Genomic DNA, 14,575 nt, shown 5'->3' on the forward strand with positions numbered 1-14,575 from the left:
ATTAATTACTCAAATAATATAAGAAATAACGGCGAACCGGGAACCACTTCCCGTTGTTACTTCAGAAGGATATTTCGTTTATGATTCATACGCTTTCATTAACCCTCGAACCGGATATCGCGTTGGACGATGCGGCTTTCGAGCGGGAAGTTTATAACCGGTTACAAATTCCGCCCGATCTGCTCAACGAAGCCGCGTCGGAACGGCCCGTTGTACGGAAACTGCGCCAGTCCATCGACGCGCGGTCCCGGCAGGTCAAGGTTCATGTTGATGCGGAGGTGTATGTCGGCGAAACGCCCCGGCCATTGATTGCGTACCAGCGTCAGTATCCGAATGTCAGCCGGGCTCGTCAGGCCATTGTGGTCGGCGCAGGTCCGGCGGGTTTGTTCGCGGCATTGCGATTGGTCGAGCTGGGTATCAAACCGGTGGTTCTGGAACGAGGCAGCGATGTTCGGGTCCGTAGGCGCGATTTGGCCGCTATTAACAAAGAGCATATCGTCAATCCGGAGTCCAACTACTGCTTCGGGGAAGGCGGTGCCGGAACGTATTCTGACGGCAAATTGTACACACGCTCCAAAAAGCGGGGCGATGTGCGCCGGATTCTCGAAATTCTGGTTGCCCACGGCGCTACCGACCAGATTCTGGTTGACGCTCACCCGCATATCGGTACCAACAAGTTACCCGAAGTAGTCGTGGCATTGCGGCAGAGTGTTGTCGAAGCGGGCGGAGAAATCCGGTTCAACACCCGGATGGTCGACCTGCTCATCGAACAAAACGAAATTAAAGGAGTTGTAACCGATCGGGGTGACGAACTGACTGGTTTGGGAGTGATCCTGGCCACGGGTCATTCGGCTCGCGACGTGTTTGGTTTGTTACACCAAAAAGGAATTACCATTGAAAGCAAGCCGTTTGCGATGGGCGTCCGGATTGAACACCAGCAGTCGTTCATCGATCAGGTGCAATACCACCGGCCCGATCGCGGGGATTATCTTCCGGCGGCTTCCTACAGTCTGGTGACGCAGACCCGGTTTAAAGGAATTGAGCGCGGGGTGTTTTCTTTTTGCATGTGTCCGGGCGGTTTTATTGTTCCGGCGGCTACGGCACCGGGCGAATTGGTCGTTAATGGCATGTCTCCTTCACGTCGCGATTCGCAGTTTGCCAATTCGGGCCTGGTGGTGGCGATTCATGAAAACGATCTGAACGTGTACCGGGATTATGGCCCCCTGGCCGGCATGCAATTCCAGAAGGAAGTGGAGCAGCAAGCCTGTCAGCTGGCCGGTGGCAACCAGACCGCCCCGGCACAGCGGGTTTCTGATTTTGTAAACGGACGGCTTTCCAGCCGCTTGCTGGAAACGTCTTACCAGCCCGGTTTAAAACCGGTCGATATGACGGCGGTTTTACCGGAAACGATTGCCGCTCCGCTGAAAGCCGGTTTGCAACAGTTTGGTAAATCGATGCGTGGTTACGTCACGAATGAGGCCCAGATGATTGGCGTCGAAAGCCGGACTTCCTCGCCCGTTCGGATTCCGCGCCTGGCCGACACGCTCGAACACGTGCAGATCCGGCGGTTATTTCCGTGCAGCGAAGGTGCCGGATACGCCGGTGGAATCGTTTCTGCCGCCATGGATGGGGAAAAATGTGCTGAACAACTTGTTAAACGCTATGCTTGATTATTCGTTTCATAGCTTCGCCAACGCCCTGCGGGAGCGCCTGGCCGAACCACTGCCCGGTCCCGATGCTCATTTGAAGATGGCTTCACGGTCGCGGTTACGAATGGCTATGCAACCGAATGAACGAACCCGGCGGAGTGCGGTTTTGATTGTATTTTATCCTTACCAGAATTCCATTTATTTACCCCTGATTCTGCGGCCCCAGTACGACGGCGTTCACGCCGGGCAAATGGCGTTTCCCGGCGGGCGCATGGAACGGAGCGACGAAAGTCTGATTCGCACGGCCCTGCGGGAAGCCCAGGAAGAAGTCGGAATTCGGGTGACGGACGTAACGGTTTTGGGTAAACTAACCGAGATCTACATTCCCCCGAGTAATTTTTTCGTGCAGCCGGTGGTGGGCATTCTTCCCTACCGCCCGGATTTCTACCCCGATCCCCGCGAGGTCGAGCACGTTGTCGAAGTATCGTTAGACGAATTAATGGATGAAACCATCGTTGGCGAAAATGCCATTGAAGTGCGCGGTGTGGCCATCGACGCGCCCTTTTACCAGCTTCAGGGTTTCAAAGTCTGGGGCGCAACGGCCATGATGATCAGCGAGTTATTGACGGTAATCAATTCCGTCCCGAAGCAAAATAGTTAGAAAAAGGGTGCCATTCTGTTACAAAATTATTATATTTGTGATACAAGTATTATATAGTTTTTTTCTGGATTATGAATACAACCCAAATCGCCCAAAAACCGGTAGTCGGACCTTTTCAGGTATTTCTACAAAACCGGCACCTCTTTTGTTAATTCAAACTGGCAGCATAAAGAAATTTGTTTTTCGGTCTGAATCCCGCTTTTAAACCAATCAGGGCGGTTTTCTCGAAAATAATTGTATCTTTATGAAGCTATCGACGGTTCATTTCTTCCCGCCGACCCAGTCAACACGATAGCATTTACCAAAGCATTTATCCGTAACCATTCGAATGAGCGAAATTCTGGACCCAACTGATTTACCGGAAGATCAAAATGAAAATACCCTGCACGAACAAACCGTGGTATCGGGTCTCTACGAAAACTGGTTTTTAGAGTATGCGTCTTACGTAATTCTGGAAAGGGCAGTTCCCGCCGTTGAAGACGGTCTGAAACCCGTACAACGCCGGATTCTCCACGCCCTGAAGGAAATGGACGACGGTCGTTTTAATAAAGTTGCGAACGTCATCGGGCAAACCATGCAATACCACCCGCATGGTGACGCATCGATCGGCGACGCAATGACTACCATTGGTCAGAAAAACCTGGTTTTCGACACGCAGGGCAACTGGGGCGATGTCCGAACCGGTGACGGCGCAGCGGCTCCCCGTTACATCGAAGTCCGGTTATCAAAGTTCGGAAACGACGTCATTTTTAACCCGCAAACCACCGAGTGGCAGTTATCGTATGACGGTCGGAAGAAAGAACCGGTCACTTTACCGGTCAAATTTCCGCTGCTGCTGGCGATGGGTGTCGAAGGAATTGCGGTGGGCTTATCCACCAAAATCCTCCCCCACAACTTCATTGAGTTGATCGAAGCATCGATTAACATTCTGAAAGACAAACCAGTAACTTTATATCCCGACTTTCAAACCGGCGGTTACATCGACGTCAGCAATTACAACGATGGGGGCCGCGGTGGCAAAGCCCGCATCCGGGCAAAAATTGAGGAATTTGATAAGAAAACGCTGATTATCCGCGAAATACCGTTTGGCACAACGACGACTTCGATCAAGGATTCGATCATCAAGGCCAACGACGACGGTAAAATCAAGATCAAGAAAGTGGAAGATCTGACGTCGAAAGATGTTGAAATCCACGTTCACCTCGCCCCCGGTGTTTCGCCCGACATAACTATCGATGCGCTCTACGCCTTCACCGAATGCGAAGTGTCGGCGTCGCCGAATGCCTGCGTGATTATTGGCGAAAAACCGCATTTCGTTACGGTTACCGACATTTTAAAGATCAATACCCAGCAGACCGTACAGTTGCTGGAGAGGGAATTGCAAATCCGTCGGGCTGAGTTGATGGAAAAACTGCTGTACAGCTCGCTGGAAAAGATTTTTATTGAAAACCGCATTTACCGCAAAATTGAAGAATGCGAGACTTTCGAAGCCGTTCTGGAAACCATCGATAAAGGGCTAAAACCCTTTAAAAAGCAGTTTTACCGCGAAATTACGCAGGATGACCTGTTGCGTTTGACCGAAATTCGGATTAAGCGGATTTCGAAATACGACGGTTTCAAAGCCGAAGAATTGATGCGCCGACTTGAGCAGGAACTGGCCGAAGTTGAGGATAACCTGGCTAACCTGACCCGTTTCGCGATCAATTACTTCAAAGACCTGCTCAAGAAGTACAGCAAGGGCCGGGAGCGTAAAACCGAAGTTCGGGCTTTCAACACGATTGCTGCCAATGTGGTGGCCGCGGCTAACGCCAAGCTTTACGTCGATCGTGAGGGCGGTTTTGTGGGCTCTGGTCTGAAGAAAGACGAGTTCGTTTCCGACTGTTCCGATATCGACGATATCATCGTTTTCCGGCGCGACGGCAAATGCCTGGTTACAAAAATTCAGGATAAAACGTTTGTCGGGAAGGACATTATTTACTGCGCCGTCTTTAAGAAAAATGATGAGCGAAAGGTGTATAATATGCTGTACCTGGACGGAAAATCCGGGATTACGATGGCGAAGCGGTTTAGCGTAACCGCCGTCACCCGCGATCGGGAATACGACCTGACGATGGGCAATCCGAAATCGAAAGTTTTGTGGTTTACGGCTAACGACAACGGTGAAGCTGAGGTCGTTACAATTAATCTGACGGCGCAGAGCACGGCCAAAATCAAACAATTCGATTATAATTTTGCGGAAGTCGGCATTAAAAACCGGTCGGCCCAGGGCAACATTCTCACCAAATATCCGGTGCGGAAAGTGAGTCTGAAGTCGGGTGGCGTTTCGACCCTCGGCGGTGTGGACATCTGGTACGACGAACACCTCGGCCGGTTGAATCGCGACGAGCGAGGAAGATACTTGGGTAACTTCGACAATGGTGCGAGCATTCTGGTCGTATATAAAGATGGGCAGTATGAACTGACCAATTACAACCTGACCAATCGGTACGAGCCTTCCGAAATTGCCTCGCTGGAGAAGTTTAGCGGAGAGCAGATCGTGTCGGCGGTTTATTACGAAAACAACCAGAAGGCGCATTACATCAAGCGGTTTAAAGTTGAAACCACGACGCAGGACAAGAAATTTAGCTTCATCGGTGATACGAAAGGGTCAAAACTGCTGGCCGTTACGACCGACCGATTGCCCCGCTTCGAAATTGTTCACCAGATGAAAGACAAGGGTCCACTCGAAAAAATGGTGCTGGAACCCGAAGGTTTTATCGACGTACGCGGTTGGAAAGCGTTGGGTGCAAAATTGCCGTTTGCCAAAGTGAAAGAGGTCAAATTGTTACCACCCCGCCGGAATAATGAACGGGACATGGTGGGAAATATAACTTTAAACCCTAACTTAATCGTTGTAGAACCGGAAACCGACGAACAGCTGGATGAAACAACCGATTCGGAAGAGCAGGGAAACGAGCAACCGGCGAAACAACTAGGACTGTTTTCATGACATGAACCCGATGTCGTATACGACCCGCCAAGAATCTGGAAATTACAAAGGAACACGTGCCCCGGTTCGGGTGTCGCGAATGAAGCGTCTCATCAAAGGCATCATTGTCGCTGGGTTCGTGGGCGTTACGGTCGTGCTCCTTTGTAATTTCTGGGTGGTGTACAGCACCCGGAGTCAGGTGTATTTCGACATGGATTCACTGCCCTCCAACGAAGTTGGCCTGGTTCTGGGCACGAGTAAGTCGGTAAAAAGCGGCAACGAAAATCTGTTTTTCCGCTACCGGATGGAAGCCACAGCCCGGCTTTGGAAAGTCGGCAAAATCAAGCACATCATTCTGAGCGGCAATAACGACTCCGAATATTACAACGAACCTTCCGACATGAAGAAAGCCCTGCTCCGGCTGGGCATTCCCGAAGCCGATATGACGCTGGATTACGCCGGTTACCGGACGTTCGATTCGGTGGTTCGCTGCAAACAGGTTTTCAATCAGGATAAGATCACGATTATCTCCCAAAATTTTCACAACGCCCGCGCCCTCTACATTGGCAACCACCAGGGCATGTCGGCCATCGCCTTTGCTGCCCAGGACATTCCGGGCGGTTATTCCTTTCGGACGCTAATCCGCGAATACCTGGCCCGGCCGCTGGCGGTTCTGGATGTTTACATTGTGCATCCCCAGCCCGAAATGGAAAACAAGGAAATCAAGTAATCCGAGTCTGCCCTCATTTCTCTTAAAATCGTCCGAAATCGTGAGTTGTTCGTGGAATTGCACCGGTTATTTATTTCCGCTGTAAAAACCGCTCCTGCCTTTCTATTTTTGGCGTGTCGATCAGCTGTCGTTCGGTATTAAAAACAGCAAGCCATGAAATTCGTCTCGCTACTTCTTTCCATTTTTGGCTTGGGTGCCCTTTTTTCCTGCAAAAAAACCGGATATGAAACGAAGAACGGTTTGGTCTATTTCAAAGACACTGCGGTTCGGGAAGCTGATCCCAACTCATTCGAGACGCTGAATACCGTTTTTGGCAAAGACGCAAAGAATGCCTACTACCGGGGCGTCGTACTGGAAGCAGAGGCTGGTAGCTTTGTCGCACTGGATGAGCATTACGCCAAAGATAAATCAACGGTTTTCTATTGCGATAATGCGTTGAATGGACAGACTTATTTCACAACCCGCAACAACGTAATCCGAAAAATTGCCGGAGCCGATGCCGCTTCGTTCGAGCGATTGGAATACAATTATTCGAAGGATAAATCGCGTTGTTATTCCGACGGAATTGCATTTCCGGTGCAGGATGTGGCTACCTTCCAGCCCCTGAAAGGTGATTATGCAAAAGATAAACGAGTTGGTTATTTCCGATTAACCAGCATCCCGAATAGTGATGGAAACTCATTTGAACCGCTCTCCGGCACCTTTTCTAAAGATCGAAACCACGTTTTTTATTCGTGGGTAAATTAAGACGATTCGAGTAAAGTAAACCGTCCGGTTACGCAGGTAATTTCCGAAGCCGATCCCGTTTCGTTCAAGGTTATAGATGGCGACTATTCAAAAGACAATACTTTTATTACAAAACCGGTGTGGTGAAATCAGCCGACCCGAACACAGTTCATTTCGTAAAACCGTATTACTTCAATTACATTTCGGACACGACTAACCTATTTTATCAGGACAGGCAATTAATCGGCGCAGATCATGAAACCTTCGAAATTCTCAATGACGACTACGCACGGGATGAACGAACCGTTTACTTTAAGGATAAACCGCTTCCCACCGGAGATGCAGGGTCATTTGCCGTCCTGAGTGGAGGCTATGCAAAAGATCAGAACCAGGTTTATTATTTAGGAAATGTGCTAAAAAAAGCCGATCCGGCAACGTTTAAAATCGTTGAAAATGTGTACGAACAGGATGCAGCCGACGCCCACAACACTTTCTACAATGGGAAACACACATCCAAAATAAATAAAAATCAGTGACCTCCCTTGTCTTATTTCTTCTTTTCATGTCCAAATTTGACTTTATAAAGAATGGTGCAGCCAACCAGCACCGATTAAGTTTTCGTTAAATTGCTTTGGCGGTTCACTCCCCCGATTCGTCGGTTCACACGCATCCGTTTGTGGTTCGGTGCAATTGGAAGTAAATTGCATTCAGTACCGTCATCAAAGCCAGCGTTACGCTATGACATTTGTCTACCACAAGCGGGTAAAGGAGGCAATGACCCCTTACTACAACCTCACTTTTGCTCAGGAAAATCTTCGGCGCGAAAAACAACGGGCGGGCCTGCTGGCGAGTGTATTTCTGGTCGGGCTGGCGCTGGCACTTCTTTTTGCCGCTTACCTGCCCATTACGGTTTTTCCACAACTGGCCAAGCAGCAGGTCATGCGGATTGTGCTCATTTTTCTGGGCTTCATGGCCGTCTACGAACTGAACATCTGGAACATGCTGCGGATCTGGGCGCAGCGGGGAATGAAAATGCCGCAGGTGACTAAATACCTGAATGCGACCTTCGAAATCACTGCGCTGTCGCTGCTGATGTATCTGCTTTCGGACAAATTTGATCACCCGATCCTGGTGATGCTGTCGCCGTTTGCTACGATGTATTACTTTTTCATCATTCTTTCCACGCTGCGGCTTAACTTCTGGATTTCATTTTACACCGGTCTGATTGCCGGAGTCGAGTTTTTACTCCTGAGTCTGTACCTGGTCGAAGAACCCTCGTCCTTGGTCAATTCCATCAACCTATATCTGACGACATCCTTTGCCTACGCCGTCAAATCCGTCATATTTGTTCTCTGTGGGATTTGCGCCGGGTACGTTTCCCGACAAATTCAAAAAAGTATTCAAAGTTCCATAGAACGAAACGAGACTCAGAATCAGCTGATTACATTTTTCGGTCAGCAGGTTTCTCCCGAAATTGCCGATCTGATCATCAAGGAAAAAGGCATGCTCAAAAGCCAGCACATGAAAGTGAGCGTGCTGTTTCTGGACATTCGCAATTTTACCAAATACGCCGACAAACACACCGCCGACGATGTGGTGGCTTACCAGAATTCGTTTTTCCGCATCATTGTGGAAGTTGTCAACCGCCACGGTGGGATTGTCAACCAGTTTCTGGGCGACGGTTGCATGGTTACGTTTGGCGCGCCGGTTCCGCTGGAAAACCCGGCCGAAAATGCGGTAAAAGCCGGTTTGGAAATCATTACCGAAATCAAAAATGCCGTGCTGACAAACCAGATTATCCCGACCAGCGTGGGCATTGGCGTTCACGTGGGCGACGCCGTGATCGGAAACATTGGCACCGAAAGCCGCCAGCAGTTTTCCATTACCGGCAACGTTGTGATTCTGGCGGCCCGAATCGAGCAGCTCAACAAGGAGTATGGAACGAATATGTTGGTCTCGCAGGATGTAATTAACGAACTAACCGAATCGCCCGCCCTGTCGGAACTCCTGGGCGTAGTCGACGTTAAAGGCATGGAAGAAGGCGTTGAGCTGTACAAGCTCTCCTGAGTTCAGAACAGGAATCCAACCCGCAGCATCGGCAGTTTTTCTTCCTCCGAAATTGCGTACAAAAACGAGATCACGGCCTGTTTATATGGCGATAGCCAGACGCCCCCACCGTATCCGTGGTGCCAATGCGTCGAGTGCTCGCCCTTCTCCCAAACCCGCCCGACATCGTTGAAACCCAGCACGCCCAGATACGCCGGGAACAGGTAAGTTTTAATCGTCGCTACTTTCAGCCGAAGTTCGGTGTTGTTGTAGAGCATACTGCCTCCCGCAAACCGGGTCCGCCGAAAACCGCGCAGATTCGACAGTCCGCCCAGCGTATTGGCCTGAAAAAACTCATAATCCGAGAAATTAACGCCCCCACCGACGCGCGACGCAATCGTCAGCGTAGTCGGCAACCGAAGGCTGGCGTAGAAAGCCAGGTCCGATTGCAGACGGCTCAAATTCTTCGCGTAAGTTGAAATACCTTCGTAAAGCCGCAGCTCCGTTCGCCAGTAGGTGCCCCGCGTGGGAAGGATTTTGTCGTCGCGACTGTCGATCAGAAAACCGGCTTTCAGACCTGCGTACAACCGGCGGCTGAACAAGTTCTGGCCATCGGGCAGTTGGCTGGCAAAGTCGTTTACAAACCGCTTATCATTTTCTTCGATTTCGATGCTTTCCACCGCCGGGCCGTAATAAAGATTTAAATTGCCCACCTTATGCTGAATAAGGGCGCTGACAGAAATATTTTCAAACCGGGTCCGATAATAGGTAATGCCTTTTTTCTTGTCAAAAACCGTTGCATTGCCCAATCCGAAGAAGTTGGAAACAAAATTTGGTGCCTGCACATCGGCATCAATCCGCAGGTCTGCATTTCCAATCACATCTGTAAAAATGCCATCGTAATTGAAATTATAGGCTTGGGTTGCAAAGGCGTGGTTGACGACAAACCGATGTTGCTGGGCAAACGGTTCTTTCCGGAAACCGTGTTTGGTATACATAAAACCGCCCCCTAAAAACAGGCCGTCATCGGGATTATACTGAACCGAAATCTGCGGGAATAAAATATTGTATTTAAACGCTTTCCGGTCGTACGCATTGATTTTTGGATTTCCCGAAAGCCGCAAACGGGTTTCTGAATCGCCGTCCACCTTCGTTTTTTCCGAATCATAGACGACGTTTTTTTTGCGTAAACCCGAAACCGACGAACTGTCGATGATTCGGTCATGGCCTTTTCCCCCGATGATGCGCAGCAAAATACCTTTGTCCGAACTGCCACTGACGATAAATTCATCATCGCCCCCCATGCCGTACAGCCGCACTTCCTTGGTTTCATCGGGTTTAAAAATCCGCTGGTAGAGCCGCTCACCGGTTTCGCCTTCCTTTTTTAGTTTGGACACCGTCACCTTCATTTGCCCGTCCAATTCCCGGATGATCTCAAACCGTTCCCGTTTATCGCTGCCGGTCACGTCGACATCCAGTGCTAAAAACCGGTAGAGTGCGGCCGCGTATTGGGCCAGTTCGGCCCGGCGACTCTGTAGTTTGGCTTTGATCTCAGCCGCCGTCAGGTCATAAGCCGTATTCGGCAATTGTTTCAGTGCCTCGTCGATGACCGGATCGGTCAACTGTTTAGCAAGAGAATCGGCGGTTTTTATCCAATCCTCCAGCGACGGTTCCGTCAGAAAACTGCGATCAAAATACCGGGCGTTGAACGCCAGACCGGGTACGTCGCGAATCGAATTGCTAAATCCCTGAAACTTCGGCATCGCCCATTTGCGGCTAACAATTTTCGGAATAACGCCCCGGTTGACAAAAAAAGCCTGATCGCGGTCGCGCGGAATTGGCTTGAAAATCAACCCTTTATTGTTTTTAAAACTCGCCCAGCGCCACTGGTCATCGTGGCGATCCCAGTCGCCCAGCCAGATATCGAATAGACGCGCCCGTAAAACCGCCTGCTGATCGACCTGATTGTCGTTGTCATCCGCCAGTTTATCAAGCAATTTCAGGGTGCTGAAAATCTTTTTGGTACCGCCAAACTGCGAACTGTTTTCGTAATTGCCGTCGACCCGTTCTTCAAACAGCGCCAGGGAATGTGCAAAGGTCCGGCGATATGGCCCCAACAGCGAGTCGTCCGGCACAATCACCAGTTTCGGATTGGTGTGAAAAACACCGGCGGCTTCTGCCAGTGGCGGCACGACCAGTGCCGCAAACGGATGCGAAGCCGAAATCTGATCCTGCACCAGGTCGTTGACAAAACCGCTCCGTAACGCTTTCGGGATGGCATTTTCAGCGTATTTCTCGACCGAACGCAATACATATTCCTTTCCGTCTTTCCCGGCCATTCGCAGCGAAAACGTTTGCATACCACCCCCGCGCTGCAATGGCTTCAAACCACCGGCTTCCTGATTTAAATTCAAAATCGGCACCGAAACCGGACTCTGCCAGACATCCCGGTAGTTATCCCCCAACAACATCTTATGAAACGGTGAAGCCACATACTGCGCACTCGGGATTACATAAAGCGAGGTGGGCGGGGTTGCCGTTTCAGCCACCGGCGTTGGTTTAACCGGAAGCGTAAAACTGGTTTCAAACAGCAACTTACCCGATTCTGAACCGGTTTCAGGTGTAAAAAACCGGATGGTCGTTTTCCCGTCTTCGGTGAAATCCAATCTGGCAAATCCTTTGTTCGACGAGGCAAACAAGCTATTTCGCCCTTTTTTAACTGGAACGGACTTGGAACCGCTGCCGCTGGTTACATAATACGTTGAATCACGAAGGATCAATTGCTCATTGTGGTCGTGGCCGTTGACGTACACCACATTCCGGTATTTTTTGAGGAGCGAAACCATACCGTTTCGCATCAGCTTATATTTCGGATGCTGAATGTCCTGGATATTACCGATTAACGTTCGGTAAACCGGGTAAATAGAGCCGATAACCGGTAGTGGAATATACAACGAGGGGTTGATATCCGTCAGCGGAAAAAGGTGGTCTTTGAAGGTAAAATGACCGCCGTGTTCGCCGTGGCTGTACATGGGATGATGCCCGGCCAGCACCACTTTTTTATTCTGATTACGGGACAGAACGTCGTCGAGCAACAGTAAAAAAGAAGGTAAGTCTTTCGCTTCACAATCCGATTCTTCGCCCGGTTTGTCCCAGGGATGCAGCCACCACTGGGTATCGATTAAAACCAGCGTAATCTCCTCACTCAAAGCAATTTCGACAGGCCCCGGACAGCCATCTTTTGGAAAAAAAACATCATTCCTACCCAATTCAGCCGTTACAAAAGACGCCTGATTCCGGATGCGCTGCCAGCCTTCGCGCTTGCCCTGCTGCCAGTCGTGGTTCCCCGGAATCACAAAGGCTTTTCCCCGAAAACCGGCCAGAATCGACAGTTGCTCGCGCATCCGACGCTCGGCATCGGCGCGGTCGGCATGGGAGGAATCGGGCAAACCACGCGGGTAAATATTGTCGCCCAGGTAAATCAGGCTGCTGTTATTACCGGTTTTCAGCAACTGACTCTGAAGAGTTTTCAAAACGGCATCCCCCTGAGGCTGAGGTTCGCCGGCGTCGCCCAGCAGAAAAACCGTATACGGTTTTGACTGGCCGGTAACCAAATTGGGAAGTAGAAAAAGCAGAAATAAGGCCGTGTAGAGTAGCTTCATAAGCCTTATACAATTCAGCTTTACGGCTGGTTCGCAAACTCCAGAACATATCCCTCTTTTCCGGCCCCTTCGCTCGCAATGTATAGCGTTCCATCGGGTGAAAAACAGATGCCTTCGGGTTGGCGGAATAATTTCGGATCGAGCGGTTCGGTGGCAGCAATCTGGCCTTTGCGAGTGATGACGACGAGCATTTTCCCGACCGATGTCAGGAAATACAAGTCACCGGTTTTGGGGTGCACCGCTAGCCCGGATGGCTTGAATTTGTGAGCTTCAACCCCGGCAGCAGTCAGCACTTTATCCTTGATAACCATCCCTTTAAAGAGAACTTTGGTCTTGATATCGTACATGTAAACCACTTTCTCATCCTTCTTTCCGCCTTCCTTAACGGCCAGCATCAACCGGTTGGTCTGGGAATCATACGCCAGTCCTTCCAGCTCAATCTTGCCGGGGAAATCCATCGGAATCCGGGCGATTTCCTTGGAAAATGGCTTGAAATGGTACAGATCGCCGTTGCTTTTCAGGGTATAAATTTCGTCGTTCGCCCATTCGATTCCTTCGTAATCACCGAATCCGCCAAAAACCGAAGAATCGGCAATCTGTTCCTTTTTCAGGTCGTAGATATAAGCCACGGCTTTTTCGTCCTGCACGCATAGGAGCTGGTTTTCTTTGTAATACGACAAGCCCGATACTTCCTCCAGATCCGCTGGAAGCGTAAACCGGTGGGCGGGCGTTTTTAAATCGTACGGAAACGCAGTCGTTTCCGACTCCTGATTTCCTTTTTTGGAATTGCAGGCTCCTAAAAAACAGGCGATGATGAGGCTAGCAACTTGTATTCTTTTCATTCAATCCAATTTCTTTACTTCACTGGAAAATAGTACGCAGCAATGCCGAAAGCCAGAACGGAAGCCGCGAACCCAAACATAAATATTGTGTAAGAAAAGCGCAGCAGCTTGTATTTTTTACCAAGCACCTTACCCAAATAATAAATATCGCGGGTCATACTGCTGTATAAAAAATCGCTGTCGTTCATCATTTCCTTCATTCCCCACTCATAATCTTCGAGATCCATCTTGTGGAAATTCCCGAAGAACAACAGGTTGGCCTGTTTCTGGTGAATGTCTTCTTTCGAAAAACGACCTCCGCTGACATTGGGCCGGGTGGCTAAAATGGCGAAGATGGTTGCGGTTAAACAGCTGGCCGTTAGCATAACCGTCGGAATAACCAGTTGGGGCCACTCTTCCAGTTTTCGGATCAGAATACTGATAATCAGCGAAACGATGATGGTATTGACCGAAATCATGATGTTGGCCTTGTTATCGGCCATGGCACTGAGTTGAAAGTGGTTTTGGGAGGTCATCCGAAACATGGTTTCGATGCCCCGCTCCGGCCGCTTCGTTTTTTTTATTTCTTCTTCCGGCTTGTGGTTTTCCGGCGCTTTTCCGCTTTCTTCCTCCTCCAGTTCGGCCAGCTTACGGCGCGCTTTTTTCAGGTTTTTCTCCTTCAGGGGGGCCAAAACTTCTTTTCCGTACGCGGTAAAATAATGGTGTTTTTCCAGCAAGGCAATCGACCCCTGCATCCATTTTCGTTTGCCAATTTTTCCGAAGTTATTCTTCATTTCCTGCCGGAGAGATTCGCTCCGCTCGAAAAATGTATCGCTGCTTAAATGATACAGGTCGGCGTCGCACAATATTTCGGCGGTTTTGGTGTGCGGATTCTGCGGCATCTTCGTCGCCATGATGCAGTCAATAACCGCCTGGGTTCGTTCGGGGCCAATCGCAATTTCGTCCAAAAACGGTTTTGCCAATTCAACTCCAACAGCCTCATGTTCCTGGCAACTTTTTACATATCCGATATCGTGTAGCCAGGCAGCAATCAGCACATTTTCCAGTTCTTCGGAGTTAAGACCACCCTGTTTACCAAGCAATTCGGCGGCTTCAACAACTTCGCGAGTATGATGGATGTTATGATATTCCATACTGCTGGGCAACGTTCGAAGCAACGATTCGGCAAATTCCTGCGTACGGACAACAGACGAGATATCGGTGATCATGACAAAATTCAATTTTAACGGAAAAACGATGCAACCCTGCGTGACAAAAAATGGTATATATAGTCTAAGAGGTATTGCTATTC

The 14,575-nt window shown here is 49.7% G+C and carries 9 protein-coding genes and 1 pseudogene; 7 read left to right on the plus strand and 3 right to left on the minus strand.

Annotated features, from left to right (window positions below; genetic code table 11):
* The first annotated feature begins 80 nt into the window (after nt 1-80).
* The 7 genes and pseudogenes from GJJ30_RS20730 to GJJ30_RS20760 all read left to right on the plus strand — a co-directional run bounded on the left by GJJ30_RS20730 (nt 81) and on the right by GJJ30_RS20760 (nt 8,801).
* Nucleotides 81-1,670: an NAD(P)/FAD-dependent oxidoreductase gene (locus GJJ30_RS20730; RefSeq protein ID WP_154177104.1), complete on the plus strand. Its 1,590-nt coding sequence runs from the start codon at nt 81-83 to the stop codon at nt 1,668-1,670.
* On the plus strand, nt 1,663-2,310 hold the full coding sequence (locus GJJ30_RS20735; RefSeq protein ID WP_154177105.1) for an NUDIX hydrolase: 648 nt from the start codon (nt 1,663-1,665) through the stop codon (nt 2,308-2,310). Before GJJ30_RS20730 ends, GJJ30_RS20735 begins: the two co-directional genes overlap by 8 nt.
* 328 nt (nt 2,311-2,638) lie before the next feature.
* Nucleotides 2,639-5,299, plus strand: a complete 2,661-nt coding sequence (locus tag GJJ30_RS20740) for a DNA gyrase/topoisomerase IV subunit A (RefSeq protein WP_154177106.1) — start codon at nt 2,639-2,641, stop codon at nt 5,297-5,299.
* A gap of 79 nt (nt 5,300-5,378) precedes the next feature.
* Nucleotides 5,379-6,008, plus strand: coding sequence for a SanA/YdcF family protein (locus GJJ30_RS20745; RefSeq protein WP_229313297.1), 630 nt, complete (start codon nt 5,379-5,381; stop codon nt 6,006-6,008).
* Nucleotides 6,009-6,161: 153 nt separating this feature from the next.
* Complete coding sequence (locus GJJ30_RS20750; protein WP_154177108.1) at nt 6,162-6,755, plus strand: DKNYY domain-containing protein; 594 nt, start codon at nt 6,162-6,164, stop codon at nt 6,753-6,755.
* 104 nt (nt 6,756-6,859) lie between these two features.
* Nucleotides 6,860-7,270 (plus strand): annotated as a pseudogene (locus GJJ30_RS20755) (DKNYY domain-containing protein); the annotation flags it as partial.
* A gap of 202 nt (nt 7,271-7,472) precedes the next feature.
* On the plus strand, nt 7,473-8,801 hold the full coding sequence (locus tag GJJ30_RS20760) for an adenylate/guanylate cyclase domain-containing protein (protein WP_154177110.1): 1,329 nt from the start codon (nt 7,473-7,475) through the stop codon (nt 8,799-8,801).
* 2 nt (nt 8,802-8,803) lie between these two features.
* Here GJJ30_RS20760 and GJJ30_RS20765 read toward each other — a convergent pair whose 3' ends face one another.
* The 3 genes from GJJ30_RS20765 to GJJ30_RS20775 are packed head-to-tail and all read right to left on the minus strand — an operon-like array spanning nt 8,804 to nt 14,492.
* Nucleotides 8,804-12,442, minus strand: coding sequence for a BamA/TamA family outer membrane protein (locus GJJ30_RS20765; RefSeq protein ID WP_154177111.1), 3,639 nt, complete (start codon nt 12,440-12,442; stop codon nt 8,804-8,806).
* A 20-nt stretch (nt 12,443-12,462) separates the two neighbouring features.
* Nucleotides 12,463-13,284, minus strand: coding sequence for an SdiA-regulated domain-containing protein (locus GJJ30_RS20770; protein WP_154177112.1), 822 nt, complete (start codon nt 13,282-13,284; stop codon nt 12,463-12,465).
* A gap of 14 nt (nt 13,285-13,298) precedes the next feature.
* Nucleotides 13,299-14,492 carry a Pycsar system effector family protein gene (locus tag GJJ30_RS20775; protein WP_154177113.1) on the minus strand — a complete coding sequence of 398 codons (1,194 nt, stop codon included), beginning with the start codon at nt 14,490-14,492 and terminating at the stop codon, nt 13,299-13,301.
* Nucleotides 14,493-14,575: the final 83 nt, after the last annotated feature.

Origin of the sequence: Larkinella terrae, from assembly GCF_009668025.1 — a bacterium.
Taxonomy (GTDB): domain Bacteria; phylum Bacteroidota; class Bacteroidia; order Cytophagales; family Spirosomataceae; genus Larkinella; species Larkinella terrae.